Genomic DNA, 26,967 nt, shown 5'->3' on the forward strand with positions numbered 1-26,967 from the left:
TCAACCGGTCCGCAAGCTACATCTTGCGTTCGACGATGCGGCGTTGGATCTCGGCGAAGCCGTCGGCCAGGACGTCCAGTTGCTGTTGAGTGAGGACATCGATCACCAGTTCGCGGACCAGGTCGGCGTGACCGGGTGCCGCACGGCTGATCAACTCCACGCCGTGCGGAGTGACAGTGGCGATCACTCCGCGGTCGTCAGTGGTGCAGGCTCTGCGACTGACCAGCCCCTCCTTCTCCATTTGCACGATCTGATAGGTCAGGCCGCTCTTGGTGACCGCCAACGCTTCGGCGAGCGCCAGCATCCGCATCGACCCGTCGGGGGCGCCGGCGAGGCGAGTCAAGATTCCGTACTGCACGTGGGACAGCCCGGCATCGTTGCGCAACTGCTGATCGATCACCCGGTTGAGCAGCGTGCTGGCGGTGACGAACGTGCGCCACGCCTGCTGCTCGCGCTGGTTCAGCCACTTGGATTCGTCCACAGGTCCAAACTACCACCACTTGTTCAAGTTCGAACTACCTGTTAGCTTCATCCTGTAGTTCAAATTCGAACGACTCGCTTCGGCGCGACGCCATGTGTGGTGGAAGCCGCCGACGGGGTTCGAGCAACCTTGTTCAAGGAGGAATGTCATGATCGATCGTCGCGCTGTGCTCCGCGGCAGCGGCGCTGTCGCCGCGGGCGCCCTTGCCATCACCGCGGTGGAAAGCGGCAACGACTCGGCGTTCGCGTCGGTCATGCCCGCGCTGATGGGCAACCCGGCAGAAACCGGCGAGTCGCTGGGCTACCCCAAGCACCTGACCCATCAGGAGCGGCGCAATCTGGAGGCCTTCGACGAGTTGGACTTCGTCGTCTACTCCGGCCAGCAGTGGGACCGAGTCCGCGAAAGCCACTCGGACAAGATCCGCGCGCACTGGCCCGACGGCCACTACACCGACGGCCTGGCCGCGCACATCGAGGACCTGAAGTTCCAGTTCACCTTCGCGCCCGACACACGCGCCGTCGACCACCCGGTCCGAGTGGCCAAGGACAACCTCACCGCCGTGACCGGAGTCACCACCGGTACGTTCACCCGGCCCATGCCCGACGGCAAAGGCGGCTTCTACCCGCCCACCGGCAAGAAGTACGCCATCAACCTGGTCACCGTCGGCATCTGGAACAGAAAGGGTGTGATGGAAGAGGAATTCATCATCTACGACCAGTTGACCTTCATGCGGCAACTCGGGCTCGCCTGAATTCCTCGTTGCGTAACAGCATCCATCGGTCTCCATCAGACGCAGGAACAGCGCCCTCGCTTCCAGCCGTGAGTCGGTCCCGGGAGGCACATGTGCCTCCCGGGACCGACTCACACCGAAGCCGAGACGGCGACCTCGGGGTCGTACTCGTAGATCCAGCCGTTCGCCCTGAGTGGGTCGGCCTGTGAGTACGCCAGGTCGCGGGCCTGCTGCTCAGGGCCGTCCGGAAGGTGGTTGATGTGGGACCTTCCGTGCGACACCTCCTGCAGGCGTGCCGTGCGGCGTCGACGGAGCTCTTCGTAGCGTGCCAGCGCCGCGAACGGGTTGTCCGGTTCCTGCGCGAGGCACAGGGCGAGGACGGCGCCGTCCTCGATCGCCTGGGCAGCGCCTTGGGCGAAGAACGGGAACATCGGGTGGGCCGCGTCGCCCAGCAGGGTCGCGTTGCCGCGGTTCCAGTGGTCGAGGGGTTCGCGGTCGAGCAACGCCCAGCGTCCCGGCATGTCGGCCGATCTGATCAGCTCCACCAGACGCGGATCCCAGCCGTCGAACTCCTCGAGCAGTTCTTCGAGCGTCGCGGTGGCCGTCCACGACTCGACGCTGCTCGCCCCGGCCGGCGCGAAGGCGACGAGATTGACGTACTCCCCGTCCGAAACCGGGTAGTGCACCAGATGGTGGTCGGGGCCGATCCAGAGGGTCTGGGCATGCCGCCTGGCGAACTCGGGTGCCTTCTGTGCCGGTACGAGGGCCCGGAAGGCGCAGATGCCGGACTCCCTGGCCTGAGTCGGCCCGACGATGGCGCTGCGCACCCGGGAGTGAACTCCGTCGGCACCGATGAGAATGTCCGGGCGAACCGTCTCGCCGTCCTCAAATTGCAGAACCGCCTGGTCGCCCTCGAACTCGATCGAGACACAACGCTTGCCGAGGTGGAGCGAGTGGCCGGGGACGGCCGACCTCAGGGCGGCCAGCAGATCGGCGCGGTGGGCAGCGTAGGTGTGCTCGCCGTACAGGCGTTTGCACCCGTCCTGAAGGTTCTCCGCGGAGAGGACGGAGCCGTCCTCCCAGCGCCGGAACTCCCAGCCGATCTCCATCTGCACCGCGCGCTCGATGAACCGGTCCAGCACTCCGAGACGCCGGAGCAGGCGGGCGGCATTGGGGGCGATCACCAGGCCGGCACCGACCTCGGTCAGGGCGGCGGCCTGCTCGTAGACGTCACTGTGGAAGCCCTTGTCGCGGAGGAAGGCCGCGGCAGCGAGGCCTCCGATGCCACCACCGAGGATCGCGATCCTGGGGCCTGCTTCCGTATTCATCATGCTCTTCACTCCCGTGGACCTCTGGCGAGGTGATAGCTGGCTCCTGCAAGAGTTCGGCAAAGCACGCACTGAAAGAACAGTTTCATCCATTCAACGAACATTGAAGGTAAGGTGGCTGTCCGGGGCCGCACATCATGAAGGAGAGGCCCATGCCTCGCGCGAACGAGCCAGGACGCACCGTCAGCTCCCGACTCTGGGATCTACTCTTCGCCTTTGACCCCAACAACACCGAGCTGACCCTCGCCGACCTGGTCCGACGCACCGGCATGCCGCACGCCACCGCCAGGCGGCTGACGCTCGAACTCGTGGAGGCCGGCGCGCTGGAACGCACCAGCGACAACCGCTTCGCGATCGGTCTGCCACTGTGGCGCCTCGGGACCCTCGCACCGCGTGCCGAGACGCTCCGCAGTGCCGCGCAGCCGTTCGTGGAGGACCTGTACACGGCTCTTCGCCAGCATGTGCAGCTGGCCGTCCTCCAGGGCGACCAAGCCGTGATCATCGAGCGGCTGTCGGCGGTCAACGCCGTCGGTCTGACGTCGCAGATCGGCGGACTGCTGCCCCTGCACTGCTCAGGAGTCGGCAAGGTGCTGCTGAGCCACAGCAGTCCAGCCTTCATCGATGAGGTGCTGGCCGGAAGACTGCAGAGATTCACTTCCAGGACGATCGTGGACCCGGCCGAACTCCGTAGCGAACTGGCGTCCTGCCGCTCGACCGGAACCGTGGTCGTCAAGGAGGAGCTGAGCGAAGGGGCCGAGTCGGTCGCGACGCGCATCGTCGACGGCCGCGGCAACGTCGTCGCGGCGCTCTCCGTCGTCGTGGCCGCGGGCTCGATCAAGCTGCAGGCGGCCGTTCCCTCGCTGGTCGCGAGCGGGCTGGGATTGTCCAGGAGTCTCGGCTGGAGGCCGGGCATCCCCATCCGCACTGCCTGACCTCTCACGGGGCGCGGGACCGGGCCGCCGTGCCGACGGCTGCCGTCAGGAGAGCTGCATGTGGGCGAGAGCCGCGGCCTGCGCCAGCAACGGCGGCAGTTCGGGCAGGCGCCGGACACTCATCTACCGGGAGCACGTCGCTACGGCCCGTTCGCCTCGCTCTCTGCAGGTCACCCCGCTGGTCTGGGCCTCGGCCGTGTCTCCCGTGGAGGCGTTGCAGGCAAGGAAATGCTCGCGTTCATGGACATTCCCGGCCGGGCCGTGAGCAATCACGCAGCCGGGGAGCGTGAGTTCACGCTGTTGCTCGTCGCCGTCCGTGATCGCGAGAAGCCACGCTGCCTCTCCCTTGGCGACCGTGACCGGTACGCGGACGTCGTCGCTGCTCGCCTCCAGACGTGTCGTGGGCATTGTTCGACTCCTGTCCGGATGTGTCTGTCGATCGTTGTCTCTGCACGCCTGTGGCCCGCCGCGACTCCTGCTCCTGAAAAGAAGGTGGACTCGCGGCGGGCGCTCCGGCGCCGAGCGTTCGTCGGGGCGTCAGCCGTCGAGGGTGTGCGGGTCGTCGTCGAGATGAGCCTGGTCGACACCGCCGGGCCCGCCCATGAGGGTGAGTGCCGCCGCGACGAGAGCGGCCACGCCACCAAGCACGAACGCCAGCGAGTAACTGCTGCTGAGGGCGTGGAAAGCGACGTCCTTGAGTGGGTTGAAAGGTACGACGTGACCGTCCGGCGTGGTGATGCTGCCCGGCACCGAGTTGGCGCCGAGCGGACCCGAGCCCACGGCGTGCACCGCCGCCTCCAGCTGCGGCTTCTGATCCGCGGGGGCATGGGCCGGGGCGGCCTGGAACGCCGCGTAAGCCTTGCTCAGGGTGGGACTGTCGGCCAGGTTGCGGGCGATCTCCTTGGCAGCCTGGCTGAGCGCGATGGCACCCATGATCGCGGGGCCGAGCGCGAACCCGAGGTCCCGGAACGTGCTCGTGGCGCCACTTGCCATGCCGGCGAGGTGGTTGGGCAACGTGTTGACCGCGACCGCGCTGATGGCGGCGAAGGCGAGTGCCGAGCCGACGCCGGCGAGGACCAGCGGCCCGACGAGCGAGGACAGTGCCCGGTTACTCGTCGGAACACCGGCGAACCACAGCCCGCTGGCGCCTATGAGGGTCAGACCCGTGCAGAGAACCCACCGGGGGTTGTACCGCTCCAACAGCTTGGAGGTGAGGGGCAGTTGCACGAGCCCGATGCCTCCGAAGAAGAGGTAGGCGACGGAGGCCTTCAGCGGGCTGATTCCCTGGATGATGGTGAGGCGGATGCTGGTGGAGTACATGATCGCGAGGAAGCCGAACATCCCGATCACGGTGACCACCGAGTTCACGGCGAACGCCCGGTTCTTGAACGCGCTCAGGAGAAGGAGCGGCGCGTCCGTGCGGTTCTCCACGAAGACGAACAGCCCGAGGAGCACGGCCGCGGCGAGGAACGCGATGACGATCTGCGGGCTTCCCCAGCCGCTCTCGGAGCCCTGGATCACGGCATACAGCAGAGCGAACAGACCGAGTGCGGAGGTGATCTGCCCCGGCCAGTCGAGGGATCGGCCCTCGGGCGAGGAGGAGTTGCGGGCGACGGCCAGCGACAGGATCACGCTCACCGCGGCGATGACGAGGATGCCGACGTAGGCCCAGCGCCAGTTCGCGTTCCCGGCCCAACCGCTGTGAATCCTGGTGGAGAGCCCTGCGAGCAGCGGTCCGAGGAAGCCGCCGACCGACAGCGCGGCGGCCCAGACCGCTACGCCACGCGCGCGGGTGGCGGTGGTGTGCGTGCCGGCCGCGACCATGGCGAGGCTGGTCGGGAAGATGGCCGCGGCCCCGATGCCACTGATGAGTTGGGAGAGAATCAGCAACGTCACCCGAGTGTCGCTCGAGTATGCCGAACCCGGCACCAGGACCGCGATGGTCGAACCGACCGCGATGAGCACGGCGCCCCCGACCAGCAGACGCTTACGGCCGAACAGGTCACCGAACACGCCGAAGCCCAGCTCCAACGCGGCCACGGGAAGCATGAAGGCGTCGGTGATCCAGGTCAGTTGGGCCGAGGACGGCGCGAGGTCCTGCTGGAGCAGCCCGTTGATAAGCGAGGGGACGGCGAGGGCCATCTGTGCGAGGCACACCGCGAGAACCACCGCGGCCAGGGTGCCCGGGGTCAGGGTGTATCTGCCACCCTCTCCCTCTACCGCCTTGGGTGAATCGATCTGAACCATGGACGACTCCTTGGCGCAAAGCGCCGCTGTTCGGAACCGGCGTCCGCTGCCGGCCCTGATGTGGGTGCTGCTTTTCGCGGTCATCTCGGCAACACCGCTGCCGTGCCGCCCTGGGCCTTGCGAAGCGCCTCCGCGCCGCCCGTCCACCGGACCTGATTCAGGACGCTCGGCGTGGTGGCCGACCGGCTGAGCAGCGTCAAGCTAGGAGTGACCCGCATCACGCTCAACGGTCATGTTCATTAGACGAACAAGCCGCAACTGATCCGCGGTCTCCCAGCGCACCATCCCTGGAGGACGGCCTTGCCGCGCCGCCTGGAAGGAGCAGTGACGCATGGCTGGAAGGCTGACGGGCAGGACCGCCGTCGTGACCGGAGGCAGTACGGGCATCGGGCAGGAGATCGCCCGCAGGCTCGCGACGGAGGGAGCGGACATCGCGGTCGCGGACATCGATCCGGCCGACGAGACGCGGGACCTCGTCGCGGAAACCGGTCGGCGATTCTTCAGCGACAAGGTCGACGTCTCGGACGAGGAAGCCATCAACGGGTTCGCCGCCCGGGTCCGACGTGCGCTCGGCGCCGCGGACATCCTGGTGAACAACGCGGCTGTCGTTCTGCTGGCCGATATCGACCACGTGACCTACGACGAATGGCGTCGCACCTTCGCCGTCAACGTGCACGGCCCCTTCCTGGCCTCCAGGGCATTCCTGCCGGACCTGAAGGAGTCCGGGTCTGGACGGATCATCAACATCACCTCCTCCAGCTACTGGAGTCCGCAGCCTCCCTTCGTCTCCTATGTCTCCGCCAAGGGCGCGCTGAACGGATTCACCTCCGTCCTGGCCGCCAACCTCGCCGCTCACCACATCACCGTCAACGGCGTCGCGGCGAGCCTGGTCCGGACGGCCACGGCCGCGGAGAAGACGAGCGAGTTCTTCTTCGAGCAGACCGTGCAGATGCAGAACATCAAGCGGGTGCAGATGCCGGCCGACGTCTCGGGCGTCGTGGCGTTTCTCGCCTCGGACGACGCCGCGTTCATCACGGGGCAGATCGTCGTCGCGGACGGAGGAAGCACGCGCCGCTGAGCGGGCTCCTCTGAGTGGACGCCCGCCCCCTCTCGGGAACCTCCTGGTCAGGTCCGACGATGAGACGGCCGTCGACCTGCGCCCCCTCACCGGATCCGCACGGTCGAGCGGTGGCATCCAGTCGATCGTGAGATCCTCCGCGATCGCATCATGGGTGGCGCGACGCCCGGAAGGGCGTTGCGCGCTCAGGGCTGCCTGACTGTACGACGCAAGCACTCCTACTGACTGACGGACCGGTCCGCGGTCGGCTCGGGGGCGTCCGACCGGCACAACGGCCCTCGCGCCGTCCCCAGGGCCACTTTGCTCACCGCCGGATCACACGAGCCCGCAGTGCGCGTGTCTGAGGTACCGGGCCGGACCGTACGGATGATCAGGTGGGTGCAGGAACGAGCCGGTCGCCACCCGCGTATTTAGTATTTTGACATAGGTTTCTTTTCATAGGTATCTTGAAGTCGTGACCGGAATCAGTGAGGCTCGTCCGAGCCAGGGCGTCGACCAGGTGGCCGCAGGCCTCGTGGCATGCCTGCCCGCGCTGAACCGGTACGTCAAACAGAGCATCGACCGGCGACTGCCCTACCCCAAGCTCCCCGAGCGGCAGTTGGCCCTGCTCCAGTACGTCGCGGAGTACGACGGCGCGACCGTCCACAAGGCCGCCGACGCGCTGCGGATGATGCCGAACAACGTCAGCGCCCTGGTCACCCGCCTCACCGACGCGGGCCTGCTGGAACGGCACCAGGACGACGTCGACAAGCGCGTCGCGCACCTGCGTGTCACCGCCGAGGCCCGGCAACGCATCCGCCAGGCCGAGGACGTCGCGGCGCGACAGCTCGCGGCCGCGCTGCGGACTCTCACAGACGGCGACCGCGACGCCCTCGGCTCGGCGCTCGGCGCCCTTGAGGCTCTCACCCGGCGTCTGCGCGAGCACTCCGCCACCTGACGATTCGGTCCGGATCTCGTACGCCTACCGCCCTTGCCGCTGCTGGGGCCCGGTGTGCTGCCTCCTGGACAGCCGCCCCACACACAGCTCACCCCCACATGTCCACGCGCCCAAGCCGCGCGCCGCACGTCCCGAGGACAGCTCACACATGTCTGTCACCGCTGTTTCCACAGCGCCCGCTCCCGTATCCGACCCTCACCCCCGCGGTCTTCGCGCCAACCCCTGGCTGACGCTGATCGCCGTCGCGCTCGGTCTGTTCATGGTCGGCCTCGACGGCTCCGTCGTCTCGATCGCCAACGCGGAGATCGCCCGTGACCTGAGCGCCACCACCGCCGAACTGCAGTGGGTCACCAACTCCTACCTGCTCGCCCTCGCCGCCGCCCTCATCCTCGGCGGCAAGCTCGGCGACCGCTTCGGCCGCCGCACTGTCTACCTCGTCGGCGTCGTCGGATTCACCCTCGCGTCCGTCGCGATCGGCCTCGCCGGCTCGGTCGACGGTGTCATCGCCTTCCGGGCCTTGCAGGGCCTCTTCGGCGCTCTGCTCATGCCCAACACCCTGGCGTTGCTGCGTGCGGTGTTCACGCCGAAGAAGTTCGGCATGGCGGTCGGCATCTGGGCGATGATCTCGTCCGTCGCCACCGCGCTCGGCCCGATCGTCGGCGGACTGCTCGTCCAGCATGTCAACTGGGAGTCGGTCTTCTACATCAACGCCCCCATCGGCGTGATCGCCCTGGTCTTCGGACTCGTTGTCCTGCCGCAGTCCAGGAACGAGGCGGCGGCGAGCGAGAAGTTCGACGTGCCCGGCGTCGTACTGCTCGCGCTCGGACTGATCGCCGTCGTCTTCGGAGTCGTCAAGGGCGAAACGTGGGGCTGGACTTCGGCCGGCACGCTCGGCGCGATCGTCGGCGGTGTCGTGGTCCTGGTCCTCTTCGGCTGGTACGAGACCCGCGTCGCGCACCCGCTCCTGCCCATGCGGCTGTTCCGCAACCCGGCCCTGACCATCGGTGCGTTCGTCACCGCGCTGAACTTCTTCGTCCTGCTCGGCGCGATCTTCTTCGTGATGCTGTACCTCCAGAACGTGCACGGCTTCACGCCCGTCGAGTCCGGTGTGCGCACCCTGCCGCTCAGCCTCGCCTCCATGCTGGCCTCGCCGCTCGGAGCGAAGCTCACCGAGAAGTTCGGCCCGCGCCTGACCATGCCGCTCGGGATGGTGCTCCAGGCAGGCGCCGCGTTCGCGATGCTCGCGTGGAGTGCCGACTCCTCGTACGCCGCCATGTGGCCGCCGTTCGTCGCGCTTGGTCTCGGCGTCGGCATCGTGATGGCCGCGTCCTCCGACGCGATCGTCGGCAACGCCCCCGTCAAGGACGGCGGCATCGCGGGTGGCCTCCAGGCCACCTCGCTCCAGGTCGGCGGCGCGCTCGGCACCTCGGTGCTGGTCTCCCTCATCAGCAGCCGCGTCGGCTCCACGCTCACGGACTCGCTGACCGACGCCGGCGTGCCCCACTCGGCGGCCGCTCGCTTCGAGGAGGCGAAGGACGCGGTCGCGATGGGCGTCGCCCCGGTCTCCGACGCGATGCCCGCACAGCTCAGGGCAGCCGTGGTGGAGGGCAGCCACACCGCCTTCATGAACGGCGTCCACACCGCCGTCCTGGTCACCGGCCTCCTCGCCCTCGTGGGCGCAGCCCTGGCGGCGTTCGGCCTCCGCGGTCGGCAGGACGAGAACCACGGGCACGACACCAAGGTGCCGGCCCCGGCCGCAGCCACCGTCCGGTCCTCCGTCGGCGTCCCGGTCAGCGGGCACGCCATCGGCGCCGAGTCCGCACCCGTGCCGCGGGCGGTCATCACCCTGATCTCGCTGGGCGGACGGCAGGTGGGCCACGTGGTGACCCACTCGGACGGTTCGTACACGGTGGACGCGCCGGGCGCGGGAAGCTACGTACTCATCGCCTCGGCCGAGGGCTACCAGCCTCAGGCGTCCACGGTCGTGGTCGGCGGCGAGCCGGTGTCGTACGACATCCTGCTCTCCGGCACGAGCGGCCTGGTCGGCACGGTCACGTCGGCCGATCACGGGAAGCCGGTCGTCGGCGCCATGGTGGTCGCGGCCGACGTGCGCGGCGATGTGCTCGCCGCCGGTCCGACCGACGCGGACGGCACCTTCGGCTTCACCGAGCTGCTGCCTGGTCAGTTGACCCTCGCGGTGACCGCGACCGGCTACCGGCCGATCGCGCTGCCCGTCGAGATCTCCGCGCAGGGCGTCACCAGGACCGAGCTCGAACTCTCCCCCGGCCTGCACGTGCGGGGCATGGTCCAGGCCGCGGGCCGGCCTCTGAACGACGCCCGGGTCACGCTCATCGACACGGCCGGCAATGTGGTGGTCAGCTCGACTACCGGCGAGGACGGCGGCTATGCCTTCACCGACCTGAACGGCGGCGAGTACACGGTCACGGCGGCCGGCTACCCGCCGAAGGCCACCCACCTGACCGTTCACGGCTCCGGTGTGGAAAGCCACGACATCGAGCTCTCCCACCCGGGCGGGTGACACTGGCCGGGCCGGGACACGTCCATCCGTTCTGGATGTGTCCGGCCCGGCGGTGAAAAACCCTGGACCTGGTGAACCCCGTACCGGTGGCGGCGGCCTGTCGCCACCGGTCCGAGGTTCAGCACGCAAGTCCTTTCGGCTCTCTCAGGACCAGTACAGGCGAAGCGGCAGGGACTGCAGATGCCTCACGGTGAGTTCACGCTGGTAAGCGAGCCGCTCAGGTGGCACCGCCAGCTCGAAGCGTTGCACCGTACCCAACAGCACCTCCACAGCGATGCGCACTTCGAGGCGGGCGAGGGCGTGCCCCAGGCACGTGTGCGCTCCCCGACCGAACGCGAGGTGCGCGTGGGGCGAGACACGATCGAGGTCCAGCTCGTCGGGCCGTTCGACCAGCTTCGCGTCACGGTTGCCGGCTCCAAAACTCACCAGGAGGCGAGCGCCGGCCGGAACCGGACAGCCGCCGATCTCGGTGTCACGGGTCGCGGTCCGGAACAGTCCCTGAACCGGCGATTCCAGACGCAGCGACTCCTCGACGAACGTGGCGAGCCGCGAGGGGTCCTGCCGCAATCGGTCGGCCAGCCGCGCATCCTCGGCCAGCAGCCTGGTGCTGCTGCTGATGGCATCGGCGGTCGTCACGTTACCGGCGAACAGCAACTCGATGACAAACCGCGTGGCGTCCTCCGCGCCGAGGCCGGCGGCCGCGATCGTATGCAGAATGGTGGTCTCCTGCTCGACACCGGCCGCGGCCTCCAACGCCGGGGCCAGGAGCGCACCGAACTCCTCGCAGGCCAGCCTGAAGCCGGCCGGGTCGGGTGAACCGACGAGGGAGGAAAGCACGTTCTCCGAGAGCCGCCTCATCGTGCCGGTGTCCGCTTCCGGGATGCCCAACACCGTGGCGATGACGGCGATGGGCAGCTTGACGGCGAAGTCGGACACGAAGTCGACTTCCTCCCGTCCACGCAGGTTCTCGATCAGCTCCGCACACATAGTCCGGATCTGCGGTTCGAAGCGGGCGACCCGTCCGGACGTGAACGCCCTGGCCGCCAAACGCCGACGCCGACTGTGCTCCGGCGCATCCGTGGTGACCAGATAGAACTCCGCACCCGTCGGCTCACTCCCGGGTTCGACGGGCTTGAGTCCGAGCGCGTCGCGCGACGAGAAGGTCTCGACATCACGCAGCACCGAGTCGACGTCATCGGCGCGAGTGACCATGAAGGCGCCCGCCTCCTCGACGAAGGGCACGCCTCGCTCTCTCAGTTGGGAGTACAGCGGGTAGGGGCAGTACGCGGCCTCGGGCTCGACCTGCATATTCCTGTCATGGCTGGACATGGGTTGCTCCCTGTTGTCCGTTCAGCGGCTCACTGACATGGGGAAGACCTAACCGGCCATGCTGCATGGACTCCGCTCGCGTCGACAGAACAGCAACCGTTGAATGAACAACGCCTGCCGCCTGACACGGACTTCCGCCAGCCCACGAGTTCTGAGCAAGCAGGCGCCGTCATTCCCCTCGTGCAGCGCTCACCGAAGAGTGTGCCGGAAGGCGTTCCATGCCACGTCACGCACCACTGCGACCACCAGCACCAACCGTCACAAAGACATCTCCAGCTCCCAACTACCTGGATCAGACGCCCTCTCACTGCCGCCTGCCCACATCCCCGGCGTTCGGGACCCGGGTCAGGACATCTCGGCGTCGACAGGCAGGGCAATGGCGATGGCCTCTGCGGCGAGCCGGACCTTCTCGCCGTAGGGCGTGAGGATGTCGGGGGACATACGGCTCTTCGGGCCCGAGATCGAGAGCAAGGCGATCGGCCGGCCGTGCCGGGGGCGGATGGCGGCGCCGACGGAGACCACGCCCTCCTCCGCCTCTTCCCGGCAGATCGCGAATCCGGCCTCGGCGATGCCTCGGAGCTCGGATCGCAGGCGGCCGGGGTCGGTGATCGTGTGCGGGGTGACCGCGTCCAGACCACCGTCGATGTACGCGCCCACCTCCGCCTGCGGCAGCGCGGCAAGGACAGCCTTGCCGTTGGAGGTGGCGTGCAGCGCCCCCGCGCCCCGAGGGGCGACACGGCCCGGACGGGCTGGGGGCTGTCGACCCGATCGACCAGGACCACTTCACGCCCGGTCGGAACCGTCAGGTGCACCGTTTCGCCGACTTCGGCACCGAGGTCCCTCATCGTTGGCAGCGCGGCAGGCCGGAGCCCGCCGCGGGCACTGACGGCACTGCCGACGACGAAGGCGCGGACGCCGACCTGCCACCGGCCCGTGTCCGTCTGCTGCTCGATCCAACCGGCCTCCGCGAGTGTCGCCAGGCTGCGCTGCACCGTAGTCTTCGGCAGACCGAGGGTCCGGGTCAGCGCGCTCAGCCCGATCGGCTGGTTGACCGCCACGGCCTCCAGAACCTGCAGCGCTGTGGTGACGCTCCGCATCGTCCCCGCTTCGTTTCCGGGCATCTCGCCGGGCGTCTGTTCCGTGATGGTCGCACATCGGCCGGGCCGCGTGCCGTGGTCACCTCTGCCCCAGACAGGTCCGTCGAGACGGTGCGGAGTCCCTGTCGCGCGCTGAACGAGTGCGGCTCCGTAGTCGTTGCCGTTCGGCGTCCGGACGATGGTGTGGGTGTGGAACTTCTCGGGCTCCGTGCTCGCCAGGAACACGCCGGCGTGATGGTCGAACTCAACGAGGACGACCGGGCTCTGCACACGTTAGTAGAACGGGTCCTCGTCGCCGCGCCCGCCGATCCAGCAGAAGTACGTCTCGTCGAGATGGCGGCGGATGTCCGCCAGCCGTGCCTTCCTGGGCCCGTCGGACTGGTACTCCAGAAAGATGGCCACCAGATCTATGAGGGCATCCCGCTGGGCCGGGTCGAGTTCTGCGCCGAGAACCCCTTCGTAAGGAATGACCTGGTTGTCCTGAAACGCTCCCGCCAGGGTGAGTTCGTCAGCGGGGTGCAGTCGCCCGGGGGCAGCTCCGGGTCCCGCTTCTGGTGGAACAGCACCGCCCGACCGGCCTGGCCGTTCGTCAAGTTCCTCACGAAAGCGAGGCCCGCGCGTTCCTCTTCCTCGAAGAGTGACAGTCCGGCGTGCTCACCGCGGTCGACCAGGTTCGGCTCGGAACCGAAGAACACCGGTGTGAGCACTTGCCGGCCGCCGATCAGGAGGCAGTTGACGGCGAGGTGGTGTCCCCAGAGGTTCCAGCCTCACGGTTCGGTCGCGGACGGAGTGCCGAAGATGTTGATGTTGTAGCTGTGCTCGTTGAGGAGACCGGGGAGCTCGACGAGGTCGCCCAGGAACCTGCCGGTGGTCATGATGCCCAAACCTTCTGGTACCCGGCGGGGCTCAGACACGCAGCCACGAACTGGCATGCCTGCTCACGGACCTTCTCGCTGACCTCCTCCAGCCGGACACCGAAGGGGTTGAGGCAGAACTCCGGGTTCAGCCAGGCCCGCCACACGCGACTGTCGAGGGGATGCCGGATGCTGCTCTGTTCGTCGGCACTGAGCATGCCCAGGAGGGTGAGGGCGGAGTCAACCGCCGCGGCGTTGTCGACACCCTCGTCGCGGACTGTTCTTCTGCGGCGTCTTTCGGTCACGGTGCGCACCTGTGCGCCGGCCGGGGGCCACACGCCTCGCCATCGGGGAGATCGCGGTACCACTTCTGTACAACGAACTTCCCGGACTCCGCGTCAGAGGGAAGCCGACCACTGCCACCGACCTGACGAAGCACTGCCGAGTGCCGTTCGGGTGGAGCGTAGCGATAATGGGGAAACAGGGTCGGCACGACAGCGCTGCGCGGACAGGCGGAACTCTCTGAGGCCCGGTGGAAGCGAGACCGCTATGGAAGAGGGACGCACCCCGGCCACCAAACGACTGGGCCCGAGCGGTGACGTGTCCGGCGACGATGGTGCGGCCTGGGCTGTCGTCGATCAGCACGGCGTTGTGACGGAATGGAGTGAGGGGGCTCGGCAGTTGCTCGGCTACCCGCCGGCCGAGATCGTCGGCGCACCCGCCGCCCGCCTGCTCGCCTGCTCGCCGAGAGCCTCGCCTCGCCGACCCTGCGGGAGATCCAGGCTCTGCCGAGGTGGAGCGGCCGGGCACGGCTGCGGCACCTGGACGGGTACCCGGTGGAGACAGGTCTGCTCGCGCATCGCCGGACCATGAGGGATACGGGCCCGGACTGGTTTCTGGTCTGTTCCCTCACCGGGGCCTCCACCTCGCAGGACACGCCGCTCACGGAGTGGATGGTCAAGCAGTCGCCCAGCTGCTCGATGATGGTGTTCGACACGCATCTGCGCCTGCGCCGGGCCAACAGCTGCGCGGAGAACGAACTGGGCCTCACCGAGACCGAGATGCGTGGGCTGCGGTTCTCGGAGTTCGACTTCAACCCGGAAGCCGTACGGGTGGAGCGGGCTGCTCGCCAGGTGCTGGAAAGCGAGGAGCCGCTCCACCTGGAGCTGTTCGCACGGCCCCCCGGCGAGAGCAGGGAGCGTGCTTGGTCCCTCCTCCTGTACCCGGTGCGGGACGAGGGCGGCGCCGTGTGCGGAGTGGGGCAGGCCACCCATGACGTGACCGAGCAGTACTGGGCGCGCAAGCGGCTGCAGCTGCTCAACGACGCCAGCGTCCGGATCAGCAGCAGCCTCGACGTGACGCGCACGGCCCAGGAACTGGCCGAGGTGGCCGTGCCGGAGTTCGCCGACTTCGCCACCGTTGATCTGCTCCCCGACTCCGACCCGGCGCCCGGGACCTCCCCACCAGGCACGGTCCGCCTGCGCCGGATGGCACACCAATCCGTGATCCCGGGCGCTCCTGAGGCAGTCGTTGCTCTCGGCGAGGTGGACGACTACGCAGCCGACTCCCCGACCGCCGAGTGCCTGGCCACGGGACGGGCCGTGCTCCACGCGACGTTCGATCCGTCCAAAGCCGACTGGTCGGTAGGCCACCCTCGCCGGGAGGCCTCGGTCCGCGCGTTCGCCATGCACTCCGTCATGGTTGTGCCTCTCCGCGCTCGCGGCACCGTTTTCGGCGTCGCCGTCTTCGTCCGCCATCAGCGGCAGGAGCCCTTCAGCGAAGACGATCTGCTGCTTGCCGAAGAGATCACCGGCCGGGCCGCCGTGTTCATCGACAACGCCCGCCGATACACCCACGAGCGCGACACCGCGACGGCGCTGCAAAGGACCCTGCTTCCGCAACATCTGCCGCGGCCGACAGCCGTGGAGGTCGCCTCCCGGTACCTGCCCGCCAGTGCGCTCGCCGGAGTGGGCGGCGACTGGTTCGACCTCATTCCGCTGTCCAGTGCACGGGTCGCCCTGGTCGTCGGCGACGTGGTCGGGCACGGCATCCACGCGGCGGCCACCATGGGACGGCTGCGCACGGCCGTCCGTACCCTCGCCGACGTCGACCTCCCGCCGGACGAACTGCTCACCCAGCTCGACGACCTGGTGATCCGGCTGGCGGCAGACGCGGACACCGGCGGCGCGTCACCGACCGACCAGGCCGCCGAGACCGCCGGGGGGCTCGGTACCACCTGTCTGTACGCCGTCTACGACCCGGTCTCGGGCACATGCACACTGGCAGGCGCCGGTCACCCCATGCCCGCGCTGGTCAGTCCCGAGGGCGCCGTGGACTTCCTTGACGCGCCCGTCGGCCCTCCTCTGGGCCTGGGCGGCCTGCCGTTCGAGGCCACCCAGGTAGTGATGCCCGAGGGGAGCATCCTCGCCCTCTTCACCGACGGCTTGATCGGGTCCCGCCACCTGGACATCGACCAGGGGCTGGCGCGGCTGCGCAGGGCACTGGCCCATCCCGGCACCGACCTGGACGGCCTCTGCGAGACAGTGATCGGTGCGCTGCGGCCCGAGGACCGCACCGACGACATCGCGCTGCTCACCGCCCGCACTCACGTGCTCGACGCCCGGCAGGTCGCCTCCTGGGACCTGCCCGCCGAGCCGGCCATCGTGGCCCAGGCCCGCAAGCTCGTCTCCGCCCAGCTCATGGACTGGGACCTGGCGGAGGCATCGTTCGTCACCGAACTGGTGATCAGCGAACTGGTCACCAACGCCATCCGTCACGCCGCCCCGCCCATCCAGCTACGGCTGATCCATGACCGCCACCTCATCTGCGAGGTCTCCGACGCCAGCAACACCACCCCCCACCTGCGCCGGGCGCACACCTACGACGAGGGCGGCCGCGGTCTGCTGCTGGTGGCCCAGCTGACCCGCGGCTGGGGCACCCGCCACTCCGCCTCCGGCAAGACCATCTGGGCAGAACAGGCCCTCGAGGCACGCCGGCCCGGCAGCTGAAGCCCCGCTCCACACGTCCACCAGGCCTGTCAGGACCATGCCTCACGCCGGCCGCCCGCGCCCACCGACATCGCTCCCCGGACGCGACGTTGTACGGACGGACGTTCTGGTCGTCGGCGCCGGTCCGGCAGGGCTGGCCGCTCACGGTGACCAAGTACCCGTCGACGGCTCCGACGCCTCGAGCTCACATCACCAACCAGCGGACCGTGGAGGTGCTGCGCGACCTGGGAATCGAGGACCGGGTCCGGGAGATCGCGATGCCTGCCGGGCTCATGGGCACCAACGTGTGGGCGACCTCGTTCGCGGGCGTGGAGCTGGCGCGCATGATGACCTGGGGCGAGGGTCTGGACCGACGTAGCGAGTACGCGGCAGCGAGCCCGTGCGAGATGTGCAACGCACCACAGAACGCGCTGGAGCCGGTGATCCTGCCCGAGTGTGCCTGATGTGCCGAGTTCGGCCGCGCTCCGCCGAGCGAGCCCGCCCAGGAGGTCTCGCCAGTCGCGAGAGCGCTCGCCTCGGCGGGGCCGAGAGTCCTATGACGGCTCACCTCCTTGCAGCCTTCGGAGTTCGTCATGAGATCTTTGGTTCGCTTCGTCGAGGAGGGTGAGCACACCGTGGATCAGGCAAAGACGCGTGGACCGTACGCCAAAACAGCGGCCCGCCGGGCGGAGATCGTCCGCGCGGCACGCGACAGCTTCGCCGAGCACGGTTACGCCAAGGCCTCTTTGCGCGATATCGCCGAGCGGGCCGGCATCACCCACGCCGGGCTGCTGCACCACTTCCACAACAAGGACGAACTCCTCGCCGAGGTGCTCGCCGACCGTGACTCCGAGGAGTGGCGGCGGGGCCTGGACGAGGTCGAACGGCCCGACCAGCTCGGCCCCTACCTCGCCGGGCTCATCCGCCACCACCAGAAGGCCCCCGAGTTGATGCGCCTGTGGATCGAGCTCGCGGCGGCCGCCTCCCGGCCGGATCATCCCGCCCACGGCTACTTCGTCGAACGGTACGACCGCAGCCGCGTCCAGTTCGTCGACGGATTCCCCGACGAAGCGGCCCGCAGCAGGCTCCGCGAGGGCCTCAGCCCCGAGAGCGCCGCGATTCTCTTCCAAGCCGTGCTCAACGGACTCCAGTTGCAGTGGGTCCTCGACCAGGACCTCGACATCGTGGGACCGGTCACCGACTTCGCAAGGCTGCTGTTCGACCAGGACGGCACTGCGGACGCCGGCTGAACAGCGTGGACGCCAGACCCGGCCCGACGTCCACAGCGATCACGCAGCCGTGAACGATCCCGGCCACGGCCGGAGAGCAGCCCACCCGCACGGCAACGAACCCGAGGGCGGACCGACGCCGTTGTGCTGCGAAGTTCACATGCGAAGGGGTGAGCACCTCCCGGGCGGGGTGCCCGCGTCGGCGGGTGCGACGTCGATCGATCAGCGGGGCACATGCGGACGCCGACAAGGCGTGCAGGACGACCGCGCAGTACGTAGCCGCCGGGAGGACTCCGGCACGAACAAGCGCCTGACCAGGCCCGCACTCCGTGATCGACGGACTGGGGCTCGCTCACTCATGTAACGCTCAGGTTACGAAACGGTCCCGCAGTCTTGCCTCCCTCGGGATCCCGGTTAGCGTTCCAGCGAAAACCAACCACTTGGTAAGAGTTGACGCTCGGACAAAACTACTGCCGAGCCCGCACCCCATACCCCCGCTCCCGGTCACCCGGGCATGCAGAGAATCCTCGGCGGCCTGAGAGCCGCCGGGACCGTCACCCTCGGCACTCAGGAAGGCAGTCGACGATGACTGAACTCGCTCCCGGATTCCTCTGGGGCGCATCCACGGCACCGCACCAGATCGAGGGCAACAACCTCAACAACGACTTCTGGGCGAACGAGGGGCGCATTCCGGGCATGGAGCGCAGCGGCGACGCCTGCGACAGCTACCACCGCTACCGCGAGGACATGCGACTGCTCGCGGACGCCGGCCTGAACGCCTACCGCTTCGGCATCGAGTGGGCCCGCATCGAGCCCGTCCCCGGCATGGTCTCGCGCGCCGAACTCGCCCACTACCGGCGCATGATCGAGACAGCCTTCGAGCTCGGTCTGACCCCGGTCGTGACTCTGCACCACTTCACCAGCCCTCTGTGGTTCTCCCAGGAGGGCGGCTGGCTCGGCGACCGGGCCGTCGACAGGTTCCGGACCTACGTCGAGACGGTCGCGCCGATCCTCGACGACGTCGAGTGGGTCGTGACCATGAACGAGCCGAACATGCTGGCCATCATGGTCGGCATGGCCCGGGCGATGCAGAGCGCGCAGGCCTCCGGCGAGTGGCAGAGCCCCACTCTCGACAACGAGGGCCCGCGTCCGGCGCTGCCGGCTCCCGACGCGGTGATCGGCGAGCGGCTCGTGGAGGCGCACCACGCCGCGCGGGAGGTGCTGCGTGAGCACACCGGCGCCAAGGTCGGCTGGACGGTCGCCAACCGCGCCTTCGTCGCCCGTCCGGGCTCCGAGGAGAAGAAGCGGGAACTGGAGCGCACCTGGGAGGACCTCTACCTGGAGGGCTCGCGCGGTGACGACTTCGTGGGCGTGCAGTCGTACTCCAGCCAGTGGGTCGGCCCGGACGGCATCGAGCCCTACCCGCCGCACCCGGACAACACGCTGGTGGGGAGCGCCTACCGGCCCGACGCCCTGAGTATCGCGGTACGGCACACAGCCGAGGTCACCGGCGGACTGCCGATCATGGTCACCGAGAACGGCATCGCCACCGGCGACGACACCCGCCGTATCGCCTACACCGGCGAGGCCTTGGAACACCTCGGCAAGGCGATCGCCGACGGGGTGGACGTCCGCGGCTATCTGCACTGGAGCCTGCTCGACAACTACGAGTGGGGTCACTGGGCACCGACGTTCGGCCTGATCGCGGTCGACCGCGAGACGTTCGAGCGCCGTCCCAAGCCCTCACTGGCCTGGCTGGGCGAGACCGCCCGCCGCGGCCGGATCTGACCAAACCGACGCACGGAGGACATGCCATGCAGGTATCCGTACCCGACGTCTCGTCGAAATCCCTGGCCGAACTCGTCTCGCTGTCCGGTCGGCGTGCCGTCGTGACCGGCGCAGGCCAGGGGCTCGGCCGGGCCGTCGCCGAGCGACTGGCCGAAGCGGGAGCGGACGTACTCGTCGCCGACATCCAGGACGAGCTCGCCACCGCCGTCGCCGCGGACCTCGGCACCCGGGGCCGTGCGCTGTCCGCCCACCTGGACGTCACCGACGCCGACAGCGTCGTGGCCACCGCCGACCTCGCCGTCCGGGAACTCGGCGGGATCGACATCTGGGTGAACAACGCCGGGATCTTCCCCAGCGTCTCCGCCCTGGAGATGTCCGACAAGGCATTCGACGAGGTGTTCGCCGTCAACACCCGCGGGGTCTTCCTCGGCTCCCGGGAAGCGGCGCGCCGGATGAGCGAGGCCGGTCACGGGGGCGCCATCGTCAACGTCGTCTCCACGGCCGGGTTCCGTGGCACGGCCCCCGGGCTCGCCGCGTACGTCGGCTCCAAGCACGCGGCCCGCGGCCTCACCCGGCAACTCGCCCTGGAATTCGCCCCGTTCGGCATCCGCGTGCTGGGCGTCGCGCCGACGTTCGTACCGACCGAGGGAAACCTGGCGGCAGCGGCCGCGGCCGGGGTGGACTCCGAAACGATCATGTCCGTGATGCAGCCGGGCCCGCTCGGCCGGCTCGGCGTGCCCGACGACGTCGCCCGGGTGGTGCTGTTCTGCGCCAGCGACCTCTCGGCCTTCATGACAGGTAGCACACTCCTCGCGGACGCCGGAGAAACCGCTTGACCGGAGCGCCGCCCAGACCACCCGACCTCACCCAGCACCCGGCAGGAACTCCATGCTCTCGAACCGCACCACCCCCACCCGCGACATCGTCGGCCTCGACGGACTGTGGCGGTTCGCTCTCGACGCCCGGGCCGGCGCCTCCCCATGGTCCTCCCGGCTCGTCCCGCCGCTCGAAGTCCCCGTACCCGCCAGCTACAACGACCTGTTCGTGGACCCGGAGATCCGTGACCACGTCGGAGTCGTCTGGTACCAGCGCGATGTGCGCGTGCCGCGCGGCTGGACCGGCGAGCGCGTGCTCCTGCGCTTCGGGTCCGTCACCCATGCCGCGCAGGTCTACGTCGGCGAACGGCTCGTGGCCGAGCACAGCGGCGGCTACACACCGTTCGAGGCGGACCTGACCGGCATCGTCGAGCCGGGCGCCGCGTTCCGGCTGACGGTCGGCGTCGACAACCGGCTGACGAACCTGACCATCCCGCCCGGCACCGTCACGACCGGCCCCGACGGCCGCGCGCGGCAGTCGTATCTGCACGACTTCTACAACTACGCGGGCATCGCCCGCCCGGTCCGCCTCTACAGCACGCCGACGACGTTCGTCGGGGATGTCACCGTCGTCACCGGGCGGGACGGTTCGGCCGGCACCGTCGGCTACCGCGTGGAGACCGCCGGTGTGCACGCCGAGACGGCCGCCGTGCGGGTGCGCGCGGTGGACGAGGCCGGCCGGACCGTCGCGGAGGGAACGGGCCACGAGGGTGTCCTGCGCATCGAGGACGTCACCCTCTGGCAGCCGGGCGCGGCCTACCTCTACGATCTCGTCGTAGAACTGGCCGTGAACGGCGAGACCGTGGACAGCTACAGCCAGCCCTTCGGTGTCCGGACCGTCGAGGTGCGCGGCACCGACTTCCTCATCAACGGGGAGCCGTTCTACTTCACCGGATTCGGCAAGCACGAGGACACCCCGGTCCGCGGCAAGGGCCATGACGACGCCTATCTCGTCCACGACTTCCAGCTCATGCAGTGGACCGGTGCCAACTCCTTCCGCACCTCCCACTACCCCTACGCCGAAGAAGTGCTGGACTTCGCCGACCGGCAGGGCATCGTCGTCATCGACGAGACCGCCGCCGTCGGCCTCAACCTGGGCGTCCAGGGCGGGCTGACCGGCGTTCCCCCGACCCCGACCTTCGCGCCGGAGAACTTCGGCGGGACCACTCGGGACGTCCACGCCCAGCACCTACGGGAGCTGATCGAACGGGACAAGAACCACCCGAGCGTGGTGATGTGGTCGCTCGCCAACGAACCCGCCTCCAACGAGGACGGCGCCCGCGAGTACTTCGAGCCGCTGGTCGAACTGGCCCGCAAACTCGACCCGACCCGCCCCCTCACCTACTCCGCCGTCATGTTCGCGACACCGCAGAACGACCAGATCGGCGACCTGTTCGACGTCCTGAGCATCAACCGCTACTACGGCTGGTACCTGTTCACCGGCGACCTCGCGACCGCCGAGGGATACCTGGAGCAGGACCTGCGCGGGTGGGTCCAGCGCTTCGGCAAGCCCGTCATGATGTCCGAGTACGGCGCCGACACCCAGCCCGGCCTGCATTCCGTCTGGGACGCCCCGTGGAGCGAGGAGTACCAGAGCGACTTCCTCGCCATGTACCACCGCGTCTTCGACCGCCTCCCCGAGTTCGTCGGCGAGCACGTGTGGAACTTCGCCGACTTCCAGACCTCCGCGGGCATCCACCGTGTCGACGGCAACAAGAAGGGCGTGTTCACCCGTGACCGAAAGCCCAAGTCGGCCGCGTTCGCCCTGCGCCGCCGCTGGCAAGGCCTGGAAGGCCGCAAGCCTGGCCAGGCCGTGGCCGACTGACACCTCACGGGCCGGAGAGATGCGGCCCCGTCCTCGGCGCGACGACCGGGAAGCCGCCGGGCCGGCCGACCCGCACCGCCACTTCCCACCGCGCACGGACGATCCGCGCCGGCACACTGCACCGAACCGGCCACTGACGGCACCAACCCGGCGACGCAGGGCATGCGTTCTGCCGCCCTGGCGGACCCGTCCGCACCTTCATCACACCAGCGCGGACACGGCCCGCCGACCGTGAAGGCGGGCACCATCTCCGCCCACCGTGAGCGGGACGGCCCAGCGCCCCCCCGTGACGGAACCCGTCGGCGGGACGGCGTCGGCCGTGCCGCCGGCATCCCGGCAGCCAGGACCGCTTCGTTCCACCGCTCCCGTCGCTCCTCGGCGGGCCTGATCGAACTACCGCTCCACCACGGCAACTGCCTTACGGCCGTTGGTCCGGCTCGCGCACCCAGCCCGGGCGAGCTCGGTTCCGCGCGCCCGCCCACCCCATCCCCCTATCTCTCCGCACCGGCGCAGAGCGGGGCCCTCCGTGCGGAACCGCCGCAGCCGAAGTGCCCCGCCCTGGCCGTACTCCCCCCGCGGCCGCCGCGCCCTGCGACCATGTTGACGAAGGAGTCTCCATGCCTCACGACGACCGGGACGTCAGGGTGGTGCTTCCCCCATCCACGGCCTCACGGCAGGAAACCGACCAGGCTCCCGCCACGCCCGAGGTCGAGGCACCGCCGCTGCAGCGGCTCGCCAGGGGCTACCTCGTCTGGCTGATGATCGCCAGCTTCGGTGGCTCCCTGGCCCTGATGGTCCCACTCGCCTACTCCCTCGCTGTGCGAATCGACGACCTCGCACCCGGGCACGAGGAGCGGCTCGGCTACGTCACCGGGTCCGCGCAGTTCGTCTATCTGGTCCTCAGCCCTCTCATCGGCCTATGGAGCGATCGCACACGCTCCCGGCTCGGCCGTCGCACCCCCTTCATGATCGGCGGCGCTTTGCTCGGTACCACCGCGCTCGTCGGTGTCGCCCTCGCGCCGTCGGTCCTCCTGCTGGGCCTGGCCTGGGTGGTCGGCATGATCGGCTGGTCGACGGCCGGGCAGGCGATCCAGAACGTCCAGGCGGACCGGGTGCCGGAGGAGCAGCGGGGCCGGATCTCCGCCCTGACCAGCGTCATGACCCAGATCGCCCCGGTGCTAGGCATCGGCCTCGCGTACGCGGTGGCCTCCAGCACGTTCCTGGTGTTCCTGGTCCCGGGCGTTCTGGGTGCTGCCATGGTGGTGCTCTTCCCCGTGCTCAAGCCTGAGGGCGACTCCCGCGCGCTGGTACACAGCAGCGGTGTGACGTTGAAGGGCATGGTCGCCAGCTACGGCTTCAACCCGCGCAAGTACCCGGACTTCGGCTGGAACTGGCTCGGCCGCTTCGTCTTCTTCATGGGCTTGTACTTCAACACCACCTTCGGCACCTTCTTCTACGCGCAACGGCTCGACCTGCCGGTCAAGGAGGTCGCCGGGGTCGTGGCGGTCATCGGGACCATCGGCGTGGTGGCCGCGGCGGGCGGCGCCATCGGGGGCGGCTTCCTCTCCGACAAGCTCGGCCGGCGCAAGCTGTTCGCCATGATCGGCGCCGTGGGGTTCGTCGCCGGGGCCGTCACCGAGGCGTTCGCCCACTCGCTGGCGCAGTTGGTCGTGGGCGCGGTGCTGATGCAGTTCGCCATCGCCGTGTTCAGCGCCGTCGACCAGGCGATCGTGTTCGCCGTCCTGCCGGACAGGGCCCAGGCGGGCCGGTACCTCGCCGTCGTCGGCTTCGCGCAGAAGATTCCCAGCGCCGTCGCTCCACTGGTCGCCCCGCTCGTCATCACCCTGGGTGTCAGCGCCGGCGGTGAGAAGAACTACACCCAGCTCTACCTGCTCGGCGCGGTCCTGGCCCTGGCCGGTGGCCTCATCGTCAAGTTCAAGATCAGGTCGGTCCGATAGTCCGCCTCCCGGCCGTCACCCGAGATTCCACCGAGTTCCGAGAAGGCACAGAATGCGCGACGCACCGTACAACCTGGGAATCGACAGCGGCGGGGACGACCTCCCCGTGTCCGGGCCCACGCCCCGGCTGTCGTGGAAGCCTCCGTCGGACACGGCGCACCAGGTGGCCTACGAGGTGCAGTGCACAGTCGACGGCGAAGCGCAGCCCACCGTGACCACCGCTGTGGACGAGCACCGTTTTCTCCCCTGGCCGTGGGCGGCGCTGGCCAGCGGTCGCCAGGTGGCCTGGCGGGTCCGGGCGCTCGCCACCGACGGCAACCCGCCCTGGTCGCAGTGGCACGCGTTCGAGAGCGGTCTGCTGGACGCCGACTGGCGGGCGCACTGGATCAGTCCCGCCGAGTCCGCTGATCGCGGCTACGGCAGACGGCCCGCATACGTGCTGTCGGCCCGGTTCCACGTGCCAGCCGGGGTGCGCTCGGCACGGCTGTACGCGACGGCACTCGGCGTGTACGAGGCGTACGTCAACGGCGAGCGGTCCGGCACCGCCGAACTCTCCCCCGGGTCCACCTCCTACGACCGCACGCTCTACGCCCAGGCGTACGACGTGACGGCCGCCGTCGTCACGGGCGACAACCGGATCGAGATCCTGCTGTCCGACGGCTGGTACCGGGGCCAGGTGGGCGCCTTCCGCCAACCGGCCGGCTGGGGCACGGTGCCCGGCGCGCGGGCCGAACTGCACCTCGTGCACGAGGACGGCACACGGCAGGTCGTCCGCACCGACGGAACGTGGACGAGCACGGAGTCGGCCATCACCCGGGCCGACCTCATGGACGGGCAGACCACCGACTTCCGGGTCGGACCGGGCGTCGAACACCCCGTCCTCGTGGACCAGGTCGAGGCACCCCCGATCACCTGGTCGCCGGCACCGCCGGTGCGGATCGTGGAGTCGCGCCCCGCACAGTCGGTCCGGCAGCTCAAGGACGGGCTGTGGATCGCGGACTTCGGCCAGAACGCCTCCGGCTGGATCAGCCTCAGCGATCTCGGCCCAGCCGGCACCCGTACCGTCATCGACTACGGCGAACACGTGGGCGCTGACGGCGACCTGACGACCACTCATCTAAATGCGACCCGGCCGGGCCAGGCGCCGATCCCCTTCGTCCAACGCGACGAGGCCGTTTCCGCGGGCGGCGGCGACAGGTTCGAGCCGCGCCACACCGTGCACGGCTTCCGCTACGCCCGCGTCCGCCGCGACGGTGCCCCACTCGACCCGGCGAGCCTCGTCATGCGGGTCGTCCACTCGGACCTTCGCCGCATCGGCACCTTCGCCTGCGGCCACGAAGACCTCGGCCGCCTCCACGAGATCGCCGACTGGAGCTTCCGCGGCAACGCCGTCGACGTGCCCACCGACTGCCCCACTCGCGAACGTCTCGCCTGGACCGGTGACTACCAGGTCTTCGCCCCCACCGCCACGCGCCTGTACGACGTGCTGGGCTTCAGCCGCAAGTGGCTACGCTCCGTGCGCGACGACCAGCTGCCCGACGGCCGGATCGCCAACTTCTCGCCCGACGGACGCCGTATCAAACACCACCTCGACGACCAGTTCGCCATGATGACCGGCTCGGCCGGGTGGGGAGACGCCATCGTCGCCGTTCCCTGGGAGCTGTACGAGTCCTACGGTGACCGCCAAGTGCTCGCCGAGAACTGGGAGGCGATGGTGGGTTGGGTGGAGTGGGCGCTCACGACCGCCCGCACCGCCCGCCATCCGTCCCGGATCGAGCGCTCGACCGAGCCGCTGCCGCACGAGCGATACCTCTGGGACGGCTCCTTCCACTGGGGCGAGTGGACCGAACCGAAAGCGAGGGCGGCGGACGGCACCCGTATCGACCCCGTCCAGAGCGACCCCGTCGCCTGGTTCACGGCCGACAAGGGCGAGATCGGTACGGCATTTCTTTACCGGTCGACGGCGACTATGGCGCGTGTCGCCCGGGTGCTGGGCCGCACCGGGGACGCGAACCGCTACGCCGTGATCGCCGGGCGGGTCCGCGACGCCTGGCGCGCGGAGTTCCTCTCCCGAGACGGACGTACCGTCGGCGACACCCAGGCCGGCTATGTGCGCGCGCTGGTCCTCGGACTCGTCCCGGATGAACTGCGTGAGGCTGCCGCTGCGCGGCTGGTCGAGCTGATCCGCGCGGCCGGCACCCATCTCGGCACCGGCTTTCTCGCGACCGGCGACCTGCTGCCTGTTCTCGCCGACACCGGTCACGCCGATGTCGCCTACGAGCTGCTCCTTCAGCGAACCGCGCCGTCCTGGCTGTACATGCTCGACCGGGACGCGACCACCATCTGGGAGGACTGGGAGGGTGTCGACGAGACCGGCACCGCCCACGAATCCCTGAACCACTACAGCAAGGGCGCGGTGATCCGCTTCCTGCACACCCACGTCCTGGGACTACGGCAGACGCCGGGATCGATCGCCTGGGAGTCCTTCGAGGTCGCGCCCGTCCCGCACCCGTCCGTTCCCTGGGCCCGGGGCACGCACGACTCCCCCCAGGGCACGATCGCCGTGGAGTGGCGGACGACCGGCGACCGGCTCGCCGTCACAGTCGACGTCCCACCGGCCACCACCGCACGCATCCTCTTCCCCGACGGCACCGCCGTAGAGCCCCCCGGTTGCGGCAGTTTCAGTGCCACCCGTCGTATACGGAAGGCGGATTGAGCCGACCGGACCGCGTACGTGTGCGGGCCACCTCTGA

19 protein-coding genes and 3 pseudogenes are annotated in these 26,967 nt (G+C 69.2%); 14 read left to right on the top strand and 8 right to left on the bottom strand.

Translation table 11 applies throughout. From position 1 onward, the window contains the following. Window positions 1-16 precede the first annotated feature (16 nt). Window positions 17-481 (bottom strand): MarR family winged helix-turn-helix transcriptional regulator, encoded by a 465-nt coding sequence (locus ACFYRY_RS07020; protein ID WP_389140867.1) that lies wholly within the window; start codon window positions 479-481, stop codon window positions 17-19. 148 nt (window positions 482-629) lie between these two features. On the opposite strand from ACFYRY_RS07020, the gene ACFYRY_RS07025 reads away from it, so the two are divergent. Continuing rightward, window positions 630-1,232 carry an ester cyclase gene (locus tag ACFYRY_RS07025; protein WP_389140869.1) on the top strand — a complete coding sequence of 201 codons (603 nt, stop codon included), beginning with the start codon at window positions 630-632 and terminating at the stop codon, window positions 1,230-1,232. A 110-nt stretch (window positions 1,233-1,342) separates the two neighbouring features. Here the strand turns inward: ACFYRY_RS07025 and ACFYRY_RS07030 are convergent, their stop codons facing one another. Further along, complete coding sequence (locus ACFYRY_RS07030; protein WP_389140871.1) at window positions 1,343-2,542, bottom strand: FAD-dependent monooxygenase; 1,200 nt, start codon at window positions 2,540-2,542, stop codon at window positions 1,343-1,345. 149 nt (window positions 2,543-2,691) lie between these two features. On the opposite strand from ACFYRY_RS07030, the gene ACFYRY_RS07035 reads away from it, so the two are divergent. Next, window positions 2,692-3,471 carry an IclR family transcriptional regulator gene (locus ACFYRY_RS07035; RefSeq protein ID WP_389140873.1) on the top strand — a complete coding sequence of 260 codons (780 nt, stop codon included), beginning with the start codon at window positions 2,692-2,694 and terminating at the stop codon, window positions 3,469-3,471. Between the two features lie 123 nt (window positions 3,472-3,594). Here the strand turns inward: ACFYRY_RS07035 and ACFYRY_RS07040 are convergent, their stop codons facing one another. Then, complete coding sequence (locus ACFYRY_RS07040; RefSeq protein ID WP_389140875.1) at window positions 3,595-3,879, bottom strand: hypothetical protein; 285 nt, start codon at window positions 3,877-3,879, stop codon at window positions 3,595-3,597. A 129-nt stretch (window positions 3,880-4,008) separates the two neighbouring features. Next, window positions 4,009-5,718, bottom strand: a complete 1,710-nt coding sequence (locus ACFYRY_RS07045; protein ID WP_389140877.1) for an MFS transporter — start codon at window positions 5,716-5,718, stop codon at window positions 4,009-4,011. 331 nt (window positions 5,719-6,049) lie between these two features. Here ACFYRY_RS07045 and ACFYRY_RS07050 point away from each other — a divergent pair, with 331 nt between their 5' ends. The 4 genes and pseudogenes from ACFYRY_RS07050 to ACFYRY_RS07065 all read left to right on the top strand — a co-directional run bounded on the left by ACFYRY_RS07050 (window position 6,050) and on the right by ACFYRY_RS07065 (window position 10,272). Next, complete coding sequence (locus ACFYRY_RS07050) at window positions 6,050-6,796, top strand: SDR family NAD(P)-dependent oxidoreductase (protein ID WP_389140879.1); 747 nt, start codon at window positions 6,050-6,052, stop codon at window positions 6,794-6,796. A gap of 463 nt (window positions 6,797-7,259) precedes the next feature. After that, complete coding sequence (locus ACFYRY_RS07055) at window positions 7,260-7,733, top strand: MarR family winged helix-turn-helix transcriptional regulator (RefSeq protein WP_387535249.1); 474 nt, start codon at window positions 7,260-7,262, stop codon at window positions 7,731-7,733. A gap of 148 nt (window positions 7,734-7,881) precedes the next feature. Next, a pseudogene (locus ACFYRY_RS07060) lies at window positions 7,882-9,438 on the top strand (MFS transporter); the annotation flags it as partial. A gap of 36 nt (window positions 9,439-9,474) precedes the next feature. Then, on the top strand, window positions 9,475-10,272 hold the full coding sequence (locus ACFYRY_RS07065) for a collagen binding domain-containing protein (protein ID WP_389141124.1): 798 nt from the start codon (window positions 9,475-9,477) through the stop codon (window positions 10,270-10,272). Between the two features lie 144 nt (window positions 10,273-10,416). On the opposite strand, the gene ACFYRY_RS07070 is transcribed toward ACFYRY_RS07065, so the two are convergent. The 4 genes and pseudogenes from ACFYRY_RS07070 to ACFYRY_RS07085 form a co-directional block, all read right to left on the bottom strand. Beyond that, window positions 10,417-11,601, bottom strand: a complete 1,185-nt coding sequence (locus tag ACFYRY_RS07070; RefSeq protein WP_389140881.1) for a cytochrome P450 — start codon at window positions 11,599-11,601, stop codon at window positions 10,417-10,419. Window positions 11,602-11,946: 345 nt separating this feature from the next. Then, window positions 11,947-12,312: an IclR family transcriptional regulator gene (locus ACFYRY_RS07075; protein ID WP_389141126.1), complete on the bottom strand. Its 366-nt coding sequence runs from the start codon at window positions 12,310-12,312 to the stop codon at window positions 11,947-11,949. A gap of 236 nt (window positions 12,313-12,548) precedes the next feature. Next, window positions 12,549-13,405: pseudogene (locus tag ACFYRY_RS07080) on the bottom strand (DUF3500 domain-containing protein); the annotation flags it as partial. A gap of 164 nt (window positions 13,406-13,569) precedes the next feature. Continuing rightward, a complete protein-coding gene (locus ACFYRY_RS07085) occupies window positions 13,570-13,857 on the bottom strand; it encodes a DUF3500 domain-containing protein (protein ID WP_389140883.1) in 288 nt (95 codons plus the stop codon). A gap of 244 nt (window positions 13,858-14,101) precedes the next feature. Between ACFYRY_RS07085 and ACFYRY_RS07090 the strand changes: the two are divergent. The 8 genes and pseudogenes from ACFYRY_RS07090 (at window position 14,102) to ACFYRY_RS07125 (ending at window position 26,930) form a co-directional block, all read left to right on the top strand. Beyond that, a pseudogene (locus tag ACFYRY_RS07090) lies at window positions 14,102-16,560 on the top strand (SpoIIE family protein phosphatase). Between the two features lie 89 nt (window positions 16,561-16,649). Next, the gene (locus ACFYRY_RS07095) at window positions 16,650-17,003 is read left to right on the top strand and encodes an FAD-dependent monooxygenase (protein ID WP_389140885.1); all 354 of its coding nucleotides are present in this window, start codon (window positions 16,650-16,652) and stop codon (window positions 17,001-17,003) included. 171 nt (window positions 17,004-17,174) lie between these two features. Beyond that, entirely contained in the window at window positions 17,175-17,789 is a 615-nt protein-coding gene (locus ACFYRY_RS07100; protein WP_389141128.1) for a TetR/AcrR family transcriptional regulator, read from the top strand. A 564-nt stretch (window positions 17,790-18,353) separates the two neighbouring features. Further along, window positions 18,354-19,556, top strand: a complete 1,203-nt coding sequence (locus tag ACFYRY_RS07105) for a glycoside hydrolase family 1 protein (RefSeq protein ID WP_389140887.1) — start codon at window positions 18,354-18,356, stop codon at window positions 19,554-19,556. A gap of 26 nt (window positions 19,557-19,582) precedes the next feature. Next, window positions 19,583-20,392, top strand: coding sequence for an SDR family NAD(P)-dependent oxidoreductase (locus ACFYRY_RS07110; RefSeq protein ID WP_389140889.1), 810 nt, complete (start codon window positions 19,583-19,585; stop codon window positions 20,390-20,392). A gap of 52 nt (window positions 20,393-20,444) precedes the next feature. After that, the gene (uidA, locus tag ACFYRY_RS07115) at window positions 20,445-22,256 is read left to right on the top strand and encodes a beta-glucuronidase (protein WP_389140891.1); all 1,812 of its coding nucleotides are present in this window, start codon (window positions 20,445-20,447) and stop codon (window positions 22,254-22,256) included. A 617-nt stretch (window positions 22,257-22,873) separates the two neighbouring features. Continuing rightward, window positions 22,874-24,214, top strand: coding sequence for an MFS transporter (locus tag ACFYRY_RS07120; protein WP_389140893.1), 1,341 nt, complete (start codon window positions 22,874-22,876; stop codon window positions 24,212-24,214). A 52-nt stretch (window positions 24,215-24,266) separates the two neighbouring features. Next, the gene (locus ACFYRY_RS07125) at window positions 24,267-26,930 is read left to right on the top strand and encodes a family 78 glycoside hydrolase catalytic domain (protein WP_389140895.1); all 2,664 of its coding nucleotides are present in this window, start codon (window positions 24,267-24,269) and stop codon (window positions 26,928-26,930) included. Window positions 26,931-26,967 lie beyond the last annotated feature (37 nt).

The organism is Streptomyces sp. NPDC005263 (assembly GCF_042872365.1).
Taxonomy (GTDB): Bacteria; Actinomycetota; Actinomycetes; order Streptomycetales; family Streptomycetaceae; genus Streptomyces.

What these genes read in the sequence shown, in the direction of transcription:
- ACFYRY_RS07025 (WP_389140869.1), top strand. Translation starts at nt 630, where the DNA reads ATGATCGATCGTCGCGCTGTGCTCCGCGGCAGCGGCGCTGTCGCCGCG.
- ACFYRY_RS07030 (WP_389140871.1), bottom strand. Translation starts at nt 2,542, where the DNA reads ATGATGAATACGGAAGCAGGCCCCAGGATCGCGATCCTCGGTGGTGGC.
- ACFYRY_RS07035 (WP_389140873.1), top strand. Translation starts at nt 2,692, where the DNA reads ATGCCTCGCGCGAACGAGCCAGGACGCACCGTCAGCTCCCGACTCTGG.
- ACFYRY_RS07040 (WP_389140875.1), bottom strand. Translation starts at nt 3,879, where the DNA reads ATGCCCACGACACGTCTGGAGGCGAGCAGCGACGACGTCCGCGTACCG.
- ACFYRY_RS07045 (WP_389140877.1), bottom strand. Translation starts at nt 5,718, where the DNA reads ATGGTTCAGATCGATTCACCCAAGGCGGTAGAGGGAGAGGGTGGCAGA.
- ACFYRY_RS07050 (WP_389140879.1), top strand. Translation starts at nt 6,050, where the DNA reads ATGGCTGGAAGGCTGACGGGCAGGACCGCCGTCGTGACCGGAGGCAGT.
- ACFYRY_RS07070 (WP_389140881.1), bottom strand. Translation starts at nt 11,601, where the DNA reads ATGTCCAGCCATGACAGGAATATGCAGGTCGAGCCCGAGGCCGCGTAC.
- ACFYRY_RS07105 (WP_389140887.1), top strand. Translation starts at nt 18,354, where the DNA reads ATGACTGAACTCGCTCCCGGATTCCTCTGGGGCGCATCCACGGCACCG.
- ACFYRY_RS07110 (WP_389140889.1), top strand. Translation starts at nt 19,583, where the DNA reads ATGCAGGTATCCGTACCCGACGTCTCGTCGAAATCCCTGGCCGAACTC.
- uidA (WP_389140891.1), top strand. Translation starts at nt 20,445, where the DNA reads ATGCTCTCGAACCGCACCACCCCCACCCGCGACATCGTCGGCCTCGAC.
- ACFYRY_RS07120 (WP_389140893.1), top strand. Translation starts at nt 22,874, where the DNA reads ATGCCTCACGACGACCGGGACGTCAGGGTGGTGCTTCCCCCATCCACG.
- ACFYRY_RS07125 (WP_389140895.1), top strand. Translation starts at nt 24,267, where the DNA reads ATGCGCGACGCACCGTACAACCTGGGAATCGACAGCGGCGGGGACGAC.